This is a genomic window from Pseudothioclava arenosa (assembly GCF_002358085.1).
Classification (GTDB): Bacteria; Pseudomonadota; Alphaproteobacteria; order Rhodobacterales; family Rhodobacteraceae; genus Pseudothioclava; species Pseudothioclava arenosa.
Window position 1 is genome coordinate 205182 of the sequence record NZ_NTJD01000003.1, and the last position, 18558, is coordinate 223739.

Here is an 18558-nt window from a genome sequence, read left to right on the forward strand (position 1 = left end):
GTTTGATCCGGGGCAGGGCAGGGGTTCAGAGGCTCAGCAGCCATTCCTGCGTCGGCTCGTCGTCCCAATGCGCTTCGCCCTCGATCAGCGCCAGCGTCTGGCCCGCGCGATCCAGGATCACCGTCGTCGGCAGGTTTTCGATGCCGAGCGTCGCATTCAGGTTGTCGCCATCGCCAATCAGGATCGGCAGATGCGCGATCTCGGTCTCGCGGTAGAAGCGCCGCACGCCCGAGGCGCCGCGCCAGTCGAAGGCCAGCGGCAGGACCGTGACGCCCTTGCCATCAAGCGCCGTCGCAAGCCGCGCCAGCGAGGGCATCTCGCGCCGGCAAGGCACGCACCACGGCCCCCAGAGGTTCAGAACGACGATCTGCCCGGCATAGTCGGAGAGGCTGCGCGGCGTGCCATCGGCATCGACCATCTGCAGCGGCGTCGCATCGCGCGATGGCGCGGCCGTGCGCGCAAGTGTTGCGGCCGAAGGGGCGAAATGCGTGTCGGCCCGCGCAAGCCCGGGCACGAGCATCGCCGCGCCAAGGCCGGTCAGAAATTGACGCCGCTCGATCAGGCTCACTGCATCGCCTCGGTCATGATCTTGTCCATGTCCGCCGCAATCGCCTCGGCCGAGGTGCCGTGCGGATAGCGCTTGATCAGGAAGCCGCCCGGATCGAGGAAGGCGATCGAGGCGGTGTGGTCGATCGAGTAGAGATCGGGCTGGTTCGGGTCAGGGATGTGCTTTTCGTAGCGCGCGTTGAAGGCCTTGACCATGTGGTCGGTATAGGCCACCGGCCCGCGCAGCCCGACGATCCGCGGATCGAAGAATTCGAGGTAGTCGCGCATCAGCTTGGCGGTGTCGCGATCAGGGTCGACCGACACGAAAAGCGGCGCGATGCCCGCGGCTTTCTCTTCGCCCAGACGCTCCAGCACCTCGGCCATCGTCGAGAGCGAGGTCGGGCAGACATCGGGGCAGCCGGTATATCCGAAATAGACCAGCACGAATTTGCCCTGGAAATCCTCGTTGGTCATGACGTTGCCGTAGAGGTCTTCCATCATGTAGCGGCGCGGCATTTCCTGCCGCACATCCGTCGCCGGATCGGGTTCAAGAGCCGCATGTTGGGCCAGCCCCAGTCCGGGGGCAGCCATGAGAGAGGCCAGTGCGGCACCGGCCAGAAGAACGCGTCGGGTGAGCATGGTCGTCCTTTCAGCAGTGTTTGATCGCAACCTAGGACTGCGAAGTTGCGCAAGCCTTGACTTTGATCAGGGCGGGCGCAAGAGGCGAACGGCAACTCTCTCCGGAACGTGTTCAGAACTCAGGGGAATTGGGATGGCTGGCTTTCTGGCGGCGTTTCTGCCGGTCGCGATGATGGTGCTGATGTTCTCGCTCGGGCTGCGCCTGCGGTTGGGCGAGATCGTCGGCGAATTGCGCGCGCCCAAGGCGCTGGGACTGGGGCTGATGGTGCAGATGCTCGGCCTGCCGGTGCTGGCCTTCGGGGTGGCGCGGGCGATCGGGCTCGACCCGATGCTGACTGCGGGGCTGATGCTGGTCGCGGCATCGCCGGGGGGGGTGACCTCGAATTACGCGGCGCATCTGGCGCGGGGCTCGATCGGGTTGTCGGTGGCGATGACGCTGGTGACGAGCCTCCTGGCGCCGGTCACGCTGCCCCTCGTGCTGGTCGCTTCGGGCGTCAGCGCGCCTGAGCCTGCCGGGCTGCTCAAGATCTCGCTCGGGATGAGCGCGGTTGCGGTGGCGCCGATGGCGCTGGGGATGGTGCTGGCGCGCTATCTGCCGCGCCTTGCCACGCCGCTCGCGCGGGGGGTGGACCCGCTGGCGAAGCTTCTGTTCCTCGCCATGGTGATCGCGACCTTCGTGCAGAACTGGGGCGCGATGCAGGGCGCGGTGAGCGATGTTGGCGGTGCGGTTCTGGTGCTGGCGCTCTTGGGCCCGGCTCTGGCCTTTGCTGTGGCGCGTCTGGGGCGGCTGGACGGCACGCGGCTGCGCACCGTGATGACCGAAGCCGCGTTGCAGAACGTCGCGATCACGATCTTCGTCGCCAGCCAGTTGCTGGGCCAGCCCGAGCTTGCGATCCCCGGCCTGATCTACGCGGTTCTGATGAACTTCGTGGCGCTCCTGATCATCGGCTCGGCCGCGCTTGGCGGTACGCGCGAGGCGGTTCCCGCGCCGCGCTCCTGATCCGCGCCGATCTGTCGCAGCGTCGCCATATCCCGCAGGTTGTGAAACGACCTGCGGGTCTTTTGCCTGCCCGGGAAATGTGAAAGAGTCCCCCGGATCGGAGGGATGAATGCTGAGCGAATACGCAGATCTGGCACGGCGTTGCCTGCTTTTGGCGAACGTTCCGCGCGAATCGCAAGATGCGATTCTCGCGACGGCCCGCGCGCGTCAGCTTGAGCGCGGCGCGACCGTGTTCCTGCAAGGCGAACGGGCGAGCGCGGTCTATATCGTGGTCGAAGGCTGGGTGAAGCTCTATCGCATCGCGCCGAGCGGCGCCGAGGCGGTGGTGGGGGTGTTCACGCGCGGGCATTCCTTTGGCGAGGCCGTGGCCTTCACCCATGACACCTATCCGGTCTCGGCCGAATGCGCGACCGATTGCACGCTGTTGCGTCTGGAAACCGACTCGATCCTGCGTCTGATCCGCGAAGAGCCGGGGCTGGCGCTGTCGCTTTTGTCGGCGACCTTCGCGCACTTGCATCGCCTTGTGGCGCAGATCGAGCAACTCAAGGCGCAGACCGGCGCGCAGCGCGTGGCGGAATTCCTGCTCGAACTCGCGCCCTGCGGTGAAGGCCGCTGCGAGGTGACCTTGCCTTATGACAAGGTGCTGATCGCGGGGCGTCTGGGGATGAAACCCGAAAGCCTCAGCCGTGCCTTCGCCAAGCTGCGCCAGCAGGGTGTGACGGTGAAGCAGAACCTTGCCGTGATCGAGGATATCGACGCGCTGCGCGTCTATGCCGAAGAGGACCCGGCAGAGGCCTGGACCAAGCACTAATTCGGCAGGGGATCAGCCGATCAGGTAGAGCCCCAGCAACAGCGCCGCATAAAGCCCCAGCGTGATCCGAAACCCGCGGTGCCAGAACGGCGCCTGCGCCAGCCCGAGATAGCGGCTCAGGATCACGTTGGCCTTGGCCCAGGCGAGGATCAGGATCGCCGCGCCGCCAATCGTCACACCGGCCCCGCTCAGCAAGCCTTTCGAGACCGCCACCGCAAGCGCGGTCGAAATCCCGGACAAAGCCAGAAGCCAGGCCCAGGCGCGGATCAGCGGATCGTGCAATGCGCGGGCCATGGTTACCTCAGCAGATAGATGACGGGGAACAAGAGCACCCAGACCAGATCGACCATGTGCCAGAAGGCGGCGCCGACCTCGACGGTGCGCGGCGTGCAGCGGATGCTGACCAGCCCGAGGATCACGATCCCCGCCACCACATGGGCGGCGTGAAACCCGGTCAGCAGGTAGTAGAAGGTGAAGAAGCTGTTGGTCTCGACGCCGATGCCATGGCTGGCCTTTTCGGCATATTCCATCACCTTGATCACCAGGAACACGATGCCAAGCGCGGAGGCGGCGGCAAGCCAGCCGCGGGTCGCGGCCTTGCGGCCATGCTCTGCCATGCGCACTGCGAGCGCCGCAAAGAACCCCGAGGTGACCAGCACCACCGTGTTGATGCCCGCCGCGGTGCGGTGCAGCGCGTCCTGCGCCTCGGCAAAGCCCAGAGGGTCTGTGATGCGCACGCCCAGAAAGGCCGCAAGCCCCGCGCCGAAGACCAGCAGCTCCGACACGATCAGCACCCACATCATCAGGTCGCCCGGCAGTTCATCAAGCACGGAGGGCGGTTCATAGGCTGCGGGGGCGGGGGGCTGTAGCTCGGTGTCGCTCATGCGCCTATCAGTTGCCGGTAGATCTCGGGCAGGGCCGAGGTCAGGTGATCGGCGTGGGGGATCAACGCGTGTCCGCCACGCCCGAAAATACGCGGGAACCAGGCCTTGGCCTCGCGGTCGATGGTGATGCCGAACACGGCATGGCCGGCGCGGCGTGCCTCTTGCACGGCCATGCGGCTGTCTTCGATGCCGTGGCGGCCCTCGTAATGGTCGAGGTCGTTGGGCTTGCCGTCGGTAATCACCAGAAGCAGCCGGCGCTTGCGCGTCTGTTTCGCCAGATCGGCCGAGGCATGGCGTATCGCCGCGCCAAGGCGCGTGTAGAAGCCCGGCTTCAGCCCGGCGATACGGGATTCGACGGTCGTCGACATCGGCTCGCCGAAAGCCTTGCAGTTCAGCATGTAGACGCGGCTGCGTTTCAGCGAGGAAAAGGCGTTGATCGCGAAGTCGTCGCCGCAGGCGTCGAGCCCCCAGGCCAGCGCGGCCAGAGCCTCGTGTTCGATCTCGATCACCGAGCGCCCCGCCACCGCGCTTTCGGTCGAGCGCGAAACATCAAGCAGGATCGACACCGCGAGGTCGCGCTGCTGCGGGCGGGTCTGGCGCCAGATCCGTTCTCGGGCCTCGCCGGTGGCGCGCAGCTCGACCTGCGCGCGCACGGTGGCCTCGATATCCAGCTCGTCGCCGTCGAGATGCCCGGTCGTCGTGACGCGCCCCGGACGCAGCGCCTCGAACTGGCGCTTGACCGCGCGGATGCGCCGCCAGGCTTTGGGATCGGCGCGAAAATCGGGGATCGTGTCGCTGACCTCGGCCTCGCTCGCCAGCACGTTGCAATGATCGGGCAGATAGGCGCCGGTGCGCACATCCCATTCGTGATAAAGAAACTTGCCCGAAACGCGTTCGCGATCCACATCCTCGGGCGCAAGGTCGAGGTGCAGCTTCAGCTTGGTTGCGGGCGCTTTCGACACCTGCCCCAGCCCCAGCTCTTCCTGATCGTCGGCGGCCTTTTTCGCATCGTCATTGTCGTCATCGTCAACGCGGCGGTTGAGGTTGATGAACTCGGCCCAGCTCAGGATCGCCTCGAACTTGTGCAGGATCAGGCTGTCCTTGCGCTCGACCTGATCGGCCTTGCGGCGCCGCGCGCGGTACATCTTTTTGTCATTGCCTTCGCTCTCGTCGCCCGAGGCTTCGGCATCGCGGGTCTCGACGGCCATCGAGGCCGAACTATGCGTGCCGCGCAGCACGGGCCAGAGCGCGATGGGGCGCGCGGGCTGATAGCCGCGCGGCTCTTCGAACCCCGAAATGTCGCCCGCGATCAGCGCGGCGCGATATTCTTCGGCCAGCGGGGGCAGGGGGGTGGTGTCGCCAAGCTCAGCGCGAATGAGCGCCTCGATCGCGGCCTCGGCGGCGGGCAGCTTCGGCGCCGGGCGCAGTTGCAGCGTCAGCGCGCTCAGATCGGCATAGAGGCTGCGGAACCCCGGCGCGTCGGCCAGCGTGTCGCGCACCATCCGGTTGGCTTGCGCCAGATGCGTCAGGTCCGCTTGCAGCAGATCTTCGGGCGTGTCGAATTCTTCGGGTGCATGCGCGGCCGAGGCGGCCAGCCAGATATAGGCGGCGGCATTGGCTTCGCGTGCGGGGAACAGCGCGAGCGAGACGGGCAGGCGCAGCGCCGCGCCGTCATAGCTCGTGCGGGCGGCCGATTCCGCCTCGGCGCCAAGACGGCGCAAAAAGCTCAGCCGGTGTCGGCTGACCTCTTCCGCGACTGGGCGGAACTCGCATTCCGCGGAACCGCCCAGTGCACGAAAAAGGACTGCCAGCCGTCCGCCGACCTCGGAGAGGTCGACACGGGCTCCGTCATACGCCTCTGGGGCGTCAAGACGGCTGGCAAGGGCGTGCCACAGTTTCCCGACGGATTCCTCGGGTTCCCATGGCTCGAAGTCGATCCTGGACACGGCCTGCCTCACCCGAAAATGGCCGTTACAAGATCGCGGAGCCCGCGTTTCACATCCGCGTCGTCCGAGAGCGGCTCGATCATCGCGGTTTCGATGGCGCGTTCGAGTTTCATGCCGTTCTTGATGAGCGTGGCGGCATAGACAACGAGACGCGTGGAGACGCCTTCCTCCAGATCCTGGCCCTTGAGCCCGCGCAGCTTGTTGGCAAGGCGCACGAGGTTGCGGACGAGGTCTTCGGAAAGGCCCGATTCCCGGACCACCACCGGCACTTCATGCTCGGGGCGGGGGAAGTCGAATTCCATCGCTACAAACCGCTGCCGGGTGGAGGGTTTGAGCGTCTTGAGGATGTTCTGGTAGCCCGGGTTGTAGGAGGCCACCAGCATGAAGCCCGGCGTCGCTTCCAGCTCTTCGCCGGTGCGGTCGATGGGCAGAATGCGGCGGTCGTCGGTGAGCGGGTGGAGCACCACCGTCACGTCCTTGCGCGCCTCGACCACCTCGTCGAGGTAGCAGATCGCGCCTTCGCGCACCGCGCGGGTCAGCGGGCCATCGACCCAGACGGTCTCGCCACCCTTCAGGAGGTAGCGACCGATCAGGTCGGCGGCGGAAAGGTCATCGTGGCAGGCCACCGTATAGAGCGGGCGGCCGAGCCGGGCGGCCATATGGGCCACGAAGCGGGTCTTGCCGCAGCCCGTGGGGCCTTTCAGCAGGACCGGAAGATCGGCGGCGGCGGCGGCCTCGAAGATGGCACATTCGTCGCCTTGCGGGAGGTAGAAGGGGGCCTCGGCCCCCTCCTTCATGGTGTTGTGCGCGTTCATCCTGTTTGTCCTTTCGTCTTGCTGGCTTACTCGGCAGCGACGTGGTCAGCGTCAGTGTCGAGGCGGCGCTGCTCGATCGGACCCGGGCCGACCACTTCACGGCGCGGCATGGCCAGAGCGTAGATGAACAGCAGTGCACCCAGCACAACCGCGACACCCGAGCCGAAGCGCATCACATAGAAGACCCAGAGTTGATCCTGGACGTCCATGTAATACTCGCCCATCACGCGCTGCAGGTGGGTTTGCACCGTGCCTGCGAAGGTCAGCGTGAAGGTCATGAAGGTCATGCCGCCCGCCATCAGCCAGAACGAGGCCATGTTGAGGACCTGGTTGTAGGGGTCACGACCGCGCAGGATCGGCAGCGCGTAGGACATGATCGCGAGGTTCAGCGCGACATAGGCGCCGAAGAAGGCGAGGTGCCCGTGGGCGGCAGTGATCTGCGTGCCGTGGGTGTAGTAGTTCACCCCGTGCAGCGTGTGCAGGAAGCCCCAGACGCCCGCACCGAAGAAGGCCAGCGTGGCGCAGCCAAGGCTCCACAGCAGCGCGGCTTTGTTCGGGTGGTCGCGGCGGCCCTTCCAGACCATGACGAAGGCGAAGGCCATCATCGCGAAGAAGGGAATGATCTCGAGCGAGCTGAAGATCGAGCCGATCCACTGCCAGTAACCGGGGGTGCCGATCCAGTAGTAGTGGTGGCCGGTGCCCAGGATACCCGAGAACAGCGCGGCGGCGACGATGACATAGAGCCATTTTTCCACGACTTCGCGGTCAACGCCCGTCAGCTTGAGCATCAGGTAGGCGAGGATCGACGCCATGATCAGCTCCCACACGCCTTCCACCCAGAGGTGCACGACGTACCACCAGTACTGCTTGTCGAGCGCAAGGTTGCCGGGGTTGTAGAAGGCGAACAGGAACAGCAGCGCCAGACCCCAGAGGCCCAGAAGCAGGATGTTCGTGATCGCGGTCTTGCGGCCCTTGAGCACGGTCATGGTGACGTTGAACAGGAAGATCAGCGCGGCAACGACGATGCCGGCCTTGACCCAGAGCGGCTGCTCGAGGAATTCGCGGCCTTCTTTGCCCAGCAGGATGTTCCCTTCAAACAGGTTGAAGGTGTAGGTGATAACTGCACCCAGCGTGCCCACCACCAGGATCAGAAGCTGCAGATAGGCCAGCTTTTCCGAGTGGATTTCACGCTCGGCCTCTTCCGGGATCAGGAAGTAGGCCGCGCCCATGAAGCCGGTGATCAGCCACACGACGAGCGCGTTGGTATGGAGCATCCGGCCGATGTTGAAGGGCAGGAGTTCCGACAGGAAGTTCGGCGAGACATAGATCCAGCCGATCACGAGGCCCATGGTCACCTGAATGAGGAACAGCGCAAGCGCGACCCCCATATAGGCAAGGGCGATTTTCTGACTTTGGTATTTCATGGTTCTACTCCAGTCCTTGCCTCAGCCCGCGTCGTTCGGCGGCCATTCCTGCGCGTCGATGCTGTCCGCCCACATCAGGAAGTCGGCGAGGTTCTGGTATTCCTCGTCGCTCAGGTTGAATTGCGGCATCTGGCGACGACCTTCGATACCCGTGGGCATCGCGTCCATCCACGCCTTCAGGGCATCTTTCGCGCCTTCATGGTCGCCCGGGTCGATGCCCCAGCGGGTCATCACGTTGACCAGTTCAGGGGCGAAATAAGCGCCTTCGCCCATGATCGTGTGGCAGTTGATGCAGGCATTCTCTTCCCAGACGCGTTTGCCCGCGCGCACCGAGTCGGTCAGCGTGGATTCATCCGTCGAGGTCGAGGTGATGTAGAGATGGCTGTGGGCCGAGAGACCCACGAAGATGATAATGAAGAACAGGGATCCGCCATAAAAGATATTGCGGGCCATGCTCTTGGTCATGACTTCGCGCATGTGCGCTCTCCTTTTCGGAGCGGTTGATCGGTAGGCTCACAAGACCGTGACCGGGGGCGACTCGCCTTAACGAAAGTCAATCGTTTGCAATCGCATCGGTCCCGGGGCGCTTTAATTGGGGCGGCCGGAGCTGCCCGGGGTGGGGCCTGCGGGCGGGCGCGGCATGCGCGGAGCCAATAAAATAGGGGCAACGGCGGCCAGGGCGAGGCCGAAAGCGGTGATCCAAAGAATTCCTGCAAAAAGAGTCAGAAAAGCTTCGCCATCGGTGGCCTGAGGGGCGATCCAGCGGATCAGCGCCGCGATCGGGACGATTCCATAGGCCAGCGCGACCGGGCGCGCGGCGATCAGCGGACGGCCGGTGTGGCCAAGGCTTGCGCGGCTCATCACCGAGAGCACCATGCCGCCCACCGCGCCGATCCCTAGCAGGTGCAGCGCCGGGATCTCGGCGCCAATCCCGAAGCCCGCCGCGCCCCAGGCGAGGTATCCCAGCCCCAGCAGCGCATAGGACAGATGCAGCGTCCAGATGATCGGGTAGGGGCGGCTCCAGAGGCCTTTCCAGCGGCTCAGCCGCGCCAGTGTCAGCCCGCCCGCGACCAGCGCGAGGAGCGCGGGAATCATCTCGGGCAGGGGCAGCACCGCCAGAAGCGCGAGCGCGACAGTCACGCCGATGCCCGCCAGATCGAGCCGCCCGCCGCTTTCGGGCAGGTCGGTCTCGCGGCCGGTACGAATCATCGCGTTGCGGGTGAAGGCGGGCACCACGCGCCCGCCGATCACCGCGATCATCGCGCAAAGCGCCAGAAGGCCCACGCGCAGCCCGCGCGCCTCGTCGCCCCAGCCAAGGCCCATCCAGTCGGCCTGCACCAGAACTTCGCCGCCCCACATCGCGGCGAGGATGCCGAGGAACATCATGTTCTGGGGTTTTGGGCGTTTCAGCAACTGCGTGGCGATTTTTGCGCCAAGGAAGGGCACGAACAGAAGCGAGGCCAGCGCGACGAGCCCGGCGGGCCAGAGCGCCGAGGTCCAGGCGGCAATCCGGCCCAGCAGCCACAGCCCCGCCGCGATCGCGATAAAGCTGCGTTGCGCCGCGGGCGCGCCCGTCCAGTTTGGCACGGCGGTCAGGAAGAACCCGCCCATCGCGGCGCCGGCGAATCCAAAGATCATCTCATGCGCATGCCAGCCGATCGGGCCGGGCAGAATCGGCAGGCTCCAGCCGCCCGAACCGAAGAAGTCATTCCACAACAGGCCTTCCCAGACCGAAAGGAACAGCACGGCGCTGAGCAGCGTGAGCAAAAAGAAGATTCGGAATCCTTCGGAAAACAGGCGCGCGAGGACGGGCATCGGGAAACTCCTCAGGGCACCGGCGGCATGGCCCCGGCGCCCGACATGACATGATTTGGGAAAGGATGCTGGGCACGCGCCGCGATAGCCTTAACGAAAGTCAATCTGCACCGGGGCGGCGCCATGAATTCGGCTTCAAGGATATGAAATATTTATGAAATTCTAATATCCGACGATTGCGATCACCAATGGCTCACAGAAACTTGACTTTGGTCAATGCTCATCGGGGCCCGGCTTGGCAGGTTCAGCGTGCCTCATCGCCCCACAGGAGAGTGATCATGTCACTTGAGAGAAAGAATAAACGCTTCGGACTGGTCCCGACCGCGGGTCTGGCCGTGTTCCTCGCCGGCGTGGCGCTTCCTGCGCTCGCCCAGGACGTTCCGACGCTGAGTGAAGAAGCTTTCGAGCATTCGAAAGAAATCTACTTCCAGCAGTGCGCAGGCTGCCACGGTGTTCTGCGCAAAGGGGCGACGGGTAAAAACCTCGAGCCGGCCTGGAAGAAAACCGCAGCCGACGGCACCGTCACCGAGGGTGGCACGCTGAAGCTGGGCCAGGAACGCCTTGAAAAGATCATCTCCTTCGGTACCGAAGGCGGGATGAACAACTTCTCGGACATCATGACCGAGCAGGAAATCAAGGATATGGCCACCTATATCCAGATGACCCCGCCGAAACCGCCGGAATGGTCGCTGGAACAGATGAAAGCCTCGCGCAAGGTCTATGTTGACCCGGCCGACTATCCGACCGAGCCGCTGCATGGCCGCAACTGGGAAAACTTCTTCGTCGTCATCGAGCGTGACGTCGGCAAGGTTGCCATCATCGACGGCGACACCAAGGAAGTTCTCGTCCATATCCCGACCGGCTACGCCGTGCACGTGATCAAGGCCTCCGAGCACCACAATGTGGAGCACATGGAGAACCCGGGTCGCTTCTGGTACACTATGGGCCGCGACGGCAAGATGACCAAGATCGACCTCTGGCAGACGCCGGACAAGATGCTGGTTGCCGAAGTCGACATCGCCCACGACGCGCGTGACGTGTCGATCTCGGGCGACGGCAAATACGTGATCGGTGGGGGCTACTGGCCGCCGCACTTCGTGATCGCCGACGCCGTGACCATGGAGCCGCTGAAAGTGGTTTCGACCCGCGGCGTGAACGTCGACGGCAACTATGTCGAAGAGGCCCGCGTGGCCGCCATCTACACCACCCCGAACGAGCCGACCTTCCTGGTCGCCGTGAAGGAGCTGGGCCAGATGTGGCAGGTGGATTACACCGACCTCGACAACCTGCGCATCGAGATGATCAACTCGGCCAAGTTCCTGCATGACGGGTTCTTCGACACCACCGGCCGTTACTTCCAGATCGCCGCGAACGCCTCGAACAAGATGGTCGTGGTCGACACCAAAGAGCGCAAGCTGGAAGCGATGATCGACGTGGGCGCGCTGCCGCACCCCGGCCCGGGCGCCAACTGGGATGACCCGAACTGCGGTCCGGTCGCCGGCACCACCCACCTCGGCGAAGGCACTGTGACGGTTTGGGGCAACGACCCCGAAGGTCATGCCGATCAGGCGTGGAAAGTCTGCTACACGGTCGAAACCGATGGCCCCGGCCTGTTCGTCCGCACCCACCCGAAGTCGAAATACGTCTGGGCTGACCAGACCAAACACCCCGACCCGGAAGTGCAGCAGTCGATCCAGGTCATCGACAAGGCCACCGGCGAGATCGCCAAGACGATCCAGATCACCGACGAGGAAGGCAGCGCCGCTGTCCACTTCGAGTTCAACGCGGATGGCACGGAAGTCTGGGTCTCCAAGTGGAACCTGAAGGACTCGAAAGAGCCGAACGGCCAGATGGTGATCTTCGACGCCGAGACGCTTGAAGAAAAAGCCCGCATCGACGGCCTCTTTGCCCCGACCGGCAAGTTCAACGTCTACAACCGCACCAACCACGTGACCTGATAAGGTCTCGTCGCGGGCCGCCCCTTGCGGGCGGTCCGTATTTTCCAGCCCATTCTTTCCAGCAGGGCCGCCTTCGGGCGCTGGCCCGCTGTTGCGCAGGAGCCAGGAGATGTCGGACGACACCCCGCAACCCAAACAACCCGCGTCCCTTTGGCGGCGCTATGTCTTCTTTGGCGTGCCCGTTGTCGGTGCCGCCGCCGCCTTCATCGCGGGGATCGTCTTCTGGGGCGGCTTCAACACCGCGATGGAAGCCACCAACACGATGCCCTTCTGTATCTCGTGCCACGAGATGGAAGATAACGTCTATGCCGAATACAAGGGCACGATCCACGACGTGAACCGCTCGGGCGTGGGCGCGGTCTGTTCGGACTGCCACGTGCCGAAGGACTGGACGCACAAGATCATCCGCAAGATCCAGGCCTCGCGCGAGGTTTGGGGCAAGCTGACCGGCTCGATCTCGACGCCCGAGAAATTCGATGCCAAGCGGCTTGAGCTGGCGATGCACGAATGGGAACGGATGAAATCCACCGACTCGCGCGAATGCCGCAACTGCCACGATTTCGAATCGATGCTGCCCGAGAAACAGCGCCCGCGTGCGCGTCAGCAGCACATGAACGCGATCGAGACGGGGCAGACCTGCATCGACTGCCACAAGGGCATCGCGCACCACAACGTGCGTGACCGCGCCGACGAGGAATACCTCGCCGAGCTGGAAGCGCCGAACCCGAAATTCGCCCGCGAAATCCCGGCTGAATATCTGGAAAGTCTTGCGCGGATCGAAGCCAAGGAAGCCGCAGAGGCCGAAGCCGCCGCTGCCGCGACCAAGGCTGCCGAAGAGGCGGTGCAGGCACGGATCGCCTCGGCGGTCGACAAGGCGGTTGCCGAAGAGCAGGCCAAGGCCTCCGGCGCTCCGGTTCCGGCCGCTGGCGGCTCGGGCGACGGCCCGGATGCCGCGATCGACTGGAGCAAATCCTCGCCGCTGACCGTGACCATGTTCTACCCGGGTCAGGCGAGCTTCGAATGGGTGCAGAATGGCAAGACCCATGGCGGCGCGCGTCCGGTGACCAAGGGCGGCGACAAGTGCTCGACCTGCCACGCCAAGGAACTGGCCAACATGGGCCAGAAGATCGTGACCGGCGAAAAAGCCGAGCCGACCCCGATCCCGGGCAAACGCGGCTCGATCGACGCCTCGCTTCAGGCCACGCATGACGGCGAGAACCTGTATCTGCGCCTGCAGTTCCAGGCTGGTCCGCACAACCCGGTCCCCTTCGTCGACGGCGGCAAGATGGACCCGGAAAACCCGGTGAAAGTCGCGATGATGATCCTGGGCAACGGCATCGAATACGGTGAACAGGCCGGGTGCTGGGTGACTTGCCACAACGACAACCGCTATATGCCCGATGCGCCCGATGGCGCGGCCCTCGCGGCGGCGGGTGATGTGGCGGCACGTCTCGGGGCGACCGACTATGTCAGCAAATACATCGCCGAAAGCCGCACCGAGATCGAGCTCAAGGGCCGTGGCGGCAAACCGCTCGGCGGCTGGGACAAGCTGAAAGCCGAAGGCGAGATCGCGGCCTACCTTGATGGCGGCACCTATATGGACCTGCTCCGCGCCAACCCGACCGGCAGCTCGAACGGCCATATCCTCGAAGCGCGCCACGGTGACGACGAGGCGCAGATCGAGACCTCGCTGACGCTTGACGGCGATACCTGGACCGCGGTGATCAAGCGTCCGCTCGACACCGGCGCTGCGGGTGACATCAAGATCGAACCCGGCAAGGTCTATACCGTCGGCTTCGCGATCCACGACGACTTCACCGCCGCACGCTTCCACCACGTGTCGATGGACTGGCGTCTGGGTCTTGATGACGCGGGGGTCGAAATCAACGCGGTTGCCCAGTAAGATGGGCCCGCAGGGAGGGCGGCAGGGCAACCTGCCGCCCTTTTTCTTTTGGCAAAGGAGCTTTCCGATGACCCGAACCATCCTGAGCGTCCTGGCTGTGCTGGCGGCCGGCACCGGGCTCGCGCATGCCGAGACCGACCCCGAGAAGATCGCCAAGATCTGCCAGGAAGCCGAAGAGCGTTATGTGCAGATCTACGGCCACCCAAGCGCCGAGGAAGAGGGTGTCACCGTCGCGCTGATGTACAAATACACCTTCTGCCCGGTCACGCTGGAAGTGCCGCTGGGCACCACGGTGCGCTGGGTCAATGTCGACAAGCGCACCTCGCATTCGACCTGGTTCCGCGACGAGGGCCAGCCCGAGAGCGAGCGCCTCTTTCCCGAGGAAACCGCCGAGCAGACCTTCGATGTGCCGGGCGAGTGGGGCTATCTTTGCGGCCCGCATTGGGAAAGCCACGACATGATCGGCAAGGTGATCGTGCTGCCGCAATAGCGGGCAGGTCCATCAATCTCCTTTTTGCGGCGCTGAATCACATAAGTTTGACTTCCGTCAATATATGGGCGCGCCCGTTTTGGCAGAGTCGACGCATGACGCTGCCGAAAGAAAAAGGAGATTGGCATGGGTAACATCGGGACAGTTACGCTTGTCGGCGCCGGCCCCGGCGATCCCGAGCTCCTGACGCTGAAGGCGGCGCGCCTGATTCAGAGTGCCGAAGTGGTGGTGTTCGATCGGCTTGTGGCCCCTGAAATCCTGGCGATGATCCCGGCTGATGCCGAGCGCGTCGATGTCGGCAAGCGCACCCATCACCACCCCGTGCCGCAAGAAGAAATCAACGAGATTCTCGTGCGTTACGCGCAGGCCGGGCGCAATGTGATCCGGCTGAAAGGCGGCGATCCGTTCATCTTCGGGCGTGGCTGCGAGGAAACCGCGCGGCTGGCCGAGGCGGGCGTGCCCTTTGCCGTCGTGCCCGGCATCACCGCCGCGCAGGGCGCCTCGGCCTCGACTGGCGTGCCGCTGACGCATCGCGGAATCGCGCGCTCGGTGCGCTACATCACCGGCCACTGCAAGGCCGACGAGATGCTGAATCTGGACTGGGCCGGGCTGGCCGATCCGGAGACCACGCTGGTCTTCTACATGGGCAAGGCGACGATCCGTTTCATCGCGCAAAAGCTGATGGCGCATGGGATGGCGGGGGCGACGCCGGTGATGGCGGTGGCCTCGGCCACGACCTCGCAGGAACGGCGCCTCAGCTCGCAGCTCGACCAGATCGAGGGCGACATGGCCGAGGCGGGGCTGGAAAGCCCGGTGATCTTCATCATCGGCGAGGTGGCCGCGCTGGCCGATCGCACCACGCCCTTTCGCCTGATCGCCGAAGCGCGCGCGCAACGCCTTCAGGAGCGCTGCCATGCCTGATCCACGCGCCCTGGCGTCGATGCTCGCGCTGGTGCTGGCAATGCCCGCCGCGGCCGAGGGGATCGACGCCGAGAAGCAGCATGAGCTTGAACATCTGGTGCTGCAGGATTGCGGCTCGTGCCACGGGCTGACCCGCAAGGGCGGCCTTGGCAGCCCGCTCACCCGCGAGGCGCTGGAGGGGATGGACCGGCAGGTGATCGCCGAGATTATCCTCGACGGAATGCCCGGCACGGCGATGCCGCCCTGGCGCCCGCTGATGACCGAAGAAGAAGCCTATTGGATCGCCGATTACCTGCTGGAGACCGAAGAATGACCCGTCTGGCCGCCCTGTTCCTGTGTTCCGCCCTGGCGATGCCCGCGCTGGCCGACGATCTGCGCGCAACCGGCGATCTGGGCGTCGTGGTCGAGCGCGCGACCGGCTCGGTGCTGATCGTCGATCAATCCGAACATGCCGCCATCGGCCGCATCGAGGGCTTGGGCGACCTGTCGCATGCCTCGCTGGTGTTCTCGTCCGACGAGCGGTTCGCCTATGTCTTCGGCCGCGATGGCGGGCTGACCAAGATCGACATCCTGACCCAGAAAATCGTCAACCGCGTCGTGCAGGCGGGCAATTCGATCGGCGGCGCGATTTCCGACGATGGCAAGCTGGTGGCAGTGGCGAATTACGAGCCGGGCGGGGTCAAGATTTTCGACGCCGACACGCTGGCCGAGCTTTATCACATCCCCGCCGAGGGCAAGGCGCTGGGCCTTGAAGACGCGCCGGGCCGCCGTTTTGTCTTTTCGGTCTGGGAAACCGGCGAGAGCAAGATCGTCGATTTCTCGGGCGCCGAGCCCAAGGTCACCACGCTCGAAAACATCGGCGCCGAGCCCTATGACGCGCTGGTCACCGATGACGGGCGCACCTATATCGCCGGGCTTTTCGGCGAGGACGGGCTGAGCGCGATCGACCTCTGGGCCGAGGTGCCCGAGGCGAAAAAGATCCTGCCCCATTACGGGCGCGGTCAGGAGGAAATGCCGGTCTACAAGATGCCGCATCTCGAAGGCTGGGCGAAGGCGGGCGACCAGATCGTGCTGCCCGCCGTGCATCACCACGAGGTGCTCTGGATCGACTCGCGCTCGCTGGAGGAAACCGGGCGCACGCAGGTGCATGGCCAGCCGGTCTTTGCGATGGCGCGGCCGGGCGGGCGGCATGTCTGGGTGAACTTCGCCCATCCCGATAACGACACCGTGCAGGTCATCGACACGATGAGCCACGAAATCATCGGCGAGATGGTTCCGGGCCCGGCGGTCCTGCACATGGAATTCACCTCGCGCGGCACCGAAGCCTGGGTCTCGGTGCGCGACGCGAACAAGGTGGTGATTTACGACACGACCAGCCTTCAACCCATCGGCGAGATCGCGGCCGAGAGCCCCTCGGGGATCTTCTTCACCGCGCGCGCCCACAGACTGGGACTTTGATTTGATATGACGCTCCTGACGCCGCTTGACCTGAAAGTCCTCGATGAGTTCCAGCGCGATTTGCCACTGGTTTCGCGCCCCTTCGCGGCCATGGCCGAAAAGATCGGCGTCACGGAAGATGTGCTGCTGGCCGATCTGGGCCGGTTGCGGGCCGCGGGCACGATGGCCCGGGTCGGCGCGACCTGTCGGCCGAATACGGTGGGCGTCTCGACGCTTGCTGCGATTGCCGCGCCGGACTGGCAGGTCGAGGAGGTGGCGCAGATCGTTGGCGCTGAACCCGGCGTCAACCATTCCTACCTGCGCGAGGACGAGTGGAACATCTGGCTGGTGGCGACCGCCCCCGATGCCGAGGAACTCGCTGCGATGCTCGCGCGGATTTCCGAGCGCACCGGGCTGCGTGTGCTCAGCCTGCCGCTGAAACGCGCTTTCAACGTCGATCTCGGCTTCAAGCTGGCCGGGCCGCGCCACACGCTCAAGCTTGATCAGCCCGCCGATACCTCGGTGATCGAGCCGGGCGACCGCGCGTTGTTGCAATGTCTGACCGACGGCCTGCCGCTGGTCTCGCAGCCTTTCGCCGAGATCGGCGCTCGGCTTGGCATGTCCGAGGCGCAGGTGCTCGCGCGGATCGAGGTGCTGCTGGGCGCGCGGATCATCACGCGTCTGGGCGTGATCGTGCGCCACCGCGCGCTGGGCTGGCGCTCGAACGCGATGGTCGCGTGGAAACTGCCGCCCGAGCGGATCGAGGCTGCTGGCAATGCGCTGATCCGTCATCCGGGCGTGACGCTGTGCTATGAGCGCCACCTCTCCGAAGGTTGGGAAAACGCGCTGTTCTGCATGGTGCATGCGAAAAGCCGCTCGGAGGCGCTGGCCGCGATCGAAAGCGCGCGCCAACTGCCCGAGATGGAAGGCGCCGAACCGCGCATCCTGTTCTCGGTGCGCTGCTTCAAGCAGACCGGCGCGATGATCGACCGCAAGCCTGTGCTGGAGGCTGCCGAATGAGACGCGCGCCGCTGCCCGACGATGCGCTTGATGCGACCGATCGTGCGATCCTGAACGCGCTGCAAGAGGGATTCCCGATTGCCGAGCGCCCCTTTGCCGAGGCCGGCGCCGAATTCGGCCTTTCGGAAGAGGCGCTGATCGACCGGCTGGCCCATCTGCGCGAGATCGGCGCGATCACCCGTTTCGGCCCGTTTTTCGACGCGGTGGCGATGGGCGGCGCGTTCTGCCTCTGCGCGATGGAGGTGCCGCGCGCGCGTTTCGACGAAGTCATGACTTTGGTCAATGAGCATCCCGAGGTCGCCCATAATTATGAACGCGATCACCGGCTGAACATGTGGTTCGTTCTCGCGGCGGAAACGCCCGAAGGGATCACCTCTATCGCCGATCAGATCGAGCAGGAAACGGGGCTGACCGTGTTTCGGTTTCCCAAGCTCAAAGAGTTCTTCGTGGGCTTCAGGGTTGCGGTATGAGCATTGACGACATCGACAGACGGGTGATTGCCGCGACCCAGGCAGGGTTGCCGCTGTGCCCGCGCCCCTATGCGCAGATCGCGCGCCAGATCGGCATCGACGAGGCGGAGTTGCGCGCGCGCATGGCCGCGATGCTGGAACGCGGCGTGATCCGGCGGATCGCGCTGGCGCCCAACCATTACGCGCTCGGCATGGTCGCCAACGGCATGTCGGTCTGGGATGTCGAGGATGCGCAGGCCGAGGCGCTGGGCGAAAAGGTCGGCGCGCTTGAATTCGTCTCGCACAGCTACCTGCGCCCGCGCGCCGAAGGCTGGCCCTACAACATGTTCGCGATGGTCCACGGGTCCAGCCGCGAGGAAGTCGAGCGCAAACGCGCCGAAATCGCCGCTCTGCTTGGCCCTGCGTGCCGCGCGAGCGATATTCTCTATTCCACGCGCATCCTGAAAAAGACCGGGCTGCGTCTCAGAGGGGAGGGCTGA

20 protein-coding genes are annotated in these 18558 nt (G+C 64.9%); 11 read left to right on the forward strand and 9 right to left on the reverse strand.

Annotated elements, in window-relative coordinates:
• Positions 1 to 25: 25 nt before the first annotated feature.
• On the reverse strand, positions 26 to 568 hold the full coding sequence (locus tag CLN94_RS05280) for a TlpA disulfide reductase family protein (RefSeq protein WP_096431890.1): 543 nt from the start codon (positions 566 to 568) through the stop codon (positions 26 to 28).
• Positions 565 to 1185 (reverse strand): SCO family protein, encoded by a 621-nt coding sequence (locus CLN94_RS05285; RefSeq protein ID WP_096432217.1) that lies wholly within the window; start codon positions 1183 to 1185, stop codon positions 565 to 567. Before CLN94_RS05285 ends, CLN94_RS05280 begins: the two co-directional genes overlap by 4 nt.
• Before the next feature lie 133 nt (positions 1186 to 1318).
• On the opposite strand from CLN94_RS05285, the gene CLN94_RS05290 reads away from it, so the two are divergent.
• Both CLN94_RS05290 and CLN94_RS05295 read left to right on the forward strand, forming a co-directional pair.
• Entirely contained in the window at positions 1319 to 2185 is an 867-nt protein-coding gene (locus tag CLN94_RS05290) for a bile acid:sodium symporter family protein (RefSeq protein ID WP_179300240.1), read from the forward strand.
• Positions 2186 to 2294: 109 nt separating this feature from the next.
• The gene (locus tag CLN94_RS05295; protein WP_096431894.1) at positions 2295 to 2996 is read left to right on the forward strand and encodes a Crp/Fnr family transcriptional regulator; all 702 of its coding nucleotides are present in this window, start codon (positions 2295 to 2297) and stop codon (positions 2994 to 2996) included.
• Between the two features lie 12 nt (positions 2997 to 3008).
• Here the strand turns inward: CLN94_RS05295 and CLN94_RS05300 are convergent, their stop codons facing one another.
• From CLN94_RS05300 to CLN94_RS05330, 7 genes are all read right to left on the reverse strand, one after another.
• Positions 3009 to 3290, reverse strand: coding sequence for a hypothetical protein (locus CLN94_RS05300; RefSeq protein WP_096431896.1), 282 nt, complete (start codon positions 3288 to 3290; stop codon positions 3009 to 3011).
• A 2-nt stretch (positions 3291 to 3292) separates the two neighbouring features.
• Positions 3293 to 3880, reverse strand: a complete 588-nt coding sequence (locus CLN94_RS05305) for a cytochrome c oxidase subunit 3 family protein (protein WP_096431898.1) — start codon at positions 3878 to 3880, stop codon at positions 3293 to 3295.
• Positions 3877 to 5826: a nitric oxide reductase activation protein NorD gene (locus CLN94_RS05310; protein WP_096431900.1), complete on the reverse strand. Its 1950-nt coding sequence runs from the start codon at positions 5824 to 5826 to the stop codon at positions 3877 to 3879. Before CLN94_RS05310 ends, CLN94_RS05305 begins: the two co-directional genes overlap by 4 nt.
• 8 nt (positions 5827 to 5834) lie before the next feature.
• Positions 5835 to 6641 (reverse strand): CbbQ/NirQ/NorQ/GpvN family protein, encoded by an 807-nt coding sequence (locus CLN94_RS05315; protein WP_096431902.1) that lies wholly within the window; start codon positions 6639 to 6641, stop codon positions 5835 to 5837.
• A 26-nt stretch (positions 6642 to 6667) separates the two neighbouring features.
• Entirely contained in the window at positions 6668 to 8065 is a 1398-nt protein-coding gene (locus CLN94_RS05320; RefSeq protein ID WP_096431904.1) for a cbb3-type cytochrome c oxidase subunit I, read from the reverse strand.
• A 21-nt stretch (positions 8066 to 8086) separates the two neighbouring features.
• Positions 8087 to 8542 (reverse strand): c-type cytochrome, encoded by a 456-nt coding sequence (locus CLN94_RS05325; RefSeq protein WP_096431906.1) that lies wholly within the window; start codon positions 8540 to 8542, stop codon positions 8087 to 8089.
• 111 nt (positions 8543 to 8653) lie between these two features.
• Positions 8654 to 9880 carry an NnrS family protein gene (locus tag CLN94_RS05330; protein ID WP_096431908.1) on the reverse strand — a complete coding sequence of 409 codons (1227 nt, stop codon included), beginning with the start codon at positions 9878 to 9880 and terminating at the stop codon, positions 8654 to 8656.
• A gap of 278 nt (positions 9881 to 10158) precedes the next feature.
• Between CLN94_RS05330 and CLN94_RS05335 the strand changes: the two genes are divergently transcribed.
• From CLN94_RS05335 to ahbB (CLN94_RS05375), 9 genes are all read left to right on the forward strand, one after another.
• Positions 10159 to 11838, forward strand: coding sequence for a cytochrome D1 domain-containing protein (locus CLN94_RS05335; protein WP_096432219.1), 1680 nt, complete (start codon positions 10159 to 10161; stop codon positions 11836 to 11838).
• Between the two features lie 109 nt (positions 11839 to 11947).
• The gene (locus CLN94_RS14195; RefSeq protein WP_096431910.1) at positions 11948 to 13741 is read left to right on the forward strand and encodes a NapC/NirT family cytochrome c; all 1794 of its coding nucleotides are present in this window, start codon (positions 11948 to 11950) and stop codon (positions 13739 to 13741) included.
• Between the two features lie 67 nt (positions 13742 to 13808).
• Positions 13809 to 14231, forward strand: a complete 423-nt coding sequence (locus CLN94_RS05345) for a cupredoxin domain-containing protein (RefSeq protein WP_143598877.1) — start codon at positions 13809 to 13811, stop codon at positions 14229 to 14231.
• 126 nt (positions 14232 to 14357) lie between these two features.
• Complete coding sequence (cobA, locus tag CLN94_RS05350) at positions 14358 to 15152, forward strand: uroporphyrinogen-III C-methyltransferase (protein WP_096431912.1); 795 nt, start codon at positions 14358 to 14360, stop codon at positions 15150 to 15152.
• Complete coding sequence (locus CLN94_RS05355) at positions 15145 to 15465, forward strand: c-type cytochrome (RefSeq protein WP_096431914.1); 321 nt, start codon at positions 15145 to 15147, stop codon at positions 15463 to 15465. Before cobA ends, CLN94_RS05355 begins: the two co-directional genes overlap by 8 nt.
• Positions 15462 to 16610 (forward strand): cytochrome D1 domain-containing protein, encoded by a 1149-nt coding sequence (locus tag CLN94_RS05360; RefSeq protein ID WP_096431916.1) that lies wholly within the window; start codon positions 15462 to 15464, stop codon positions 16608 to 16610. Before CLN94_RS05355 ends, CLN94_RS05360 begins: the two co-directional genes overlap by 4 nt.
• Before the next feature lie 6 nt (positions 16611 to 16616).
• Positions 16617 to 17609, forward strand: a complete 993-nt coding sequence (ahbB, locus tag CLN94_RS05365; protein WP_096431918.1) for a siroheme decarboxylase subunit beta — start codon at positions 16617 to 16619, stop codon at positions 17607 to 17609.
• The gene (locus CLN94_RS05370) at positions 17606 to 18079 is read left to right on the forward strand and encodes an Lrp/AsnC family transcriptional regulator (RefSeq protein WP_096431920.1); all 474 of its coding nucleotides are present in this window, start codon (positions 17606 to 17608) and stop codon (positions 18077 to 18079) included. The genes ahbB (CLN94_RS05365) and CLN94_RS05370 overlap by 4 nt, the downstream gene beginning before the upstream one ends.
• On the forward strand, positions 18076 to 18558 hold the full coding sequence (gene ahbB, locus CLN94_RS05375; protein ID WP_096431922.1) for a siroheme decarboxylase subunit beta: 483 nt from the start codon (positions 18076 to 18078) through the stop codon (positions 18556 to 18558). The genes CLN94_RS05370 and ahbB (CLN94_RS05375) overlap by 4 nt, the downstream gene beginning before the upstream one ends.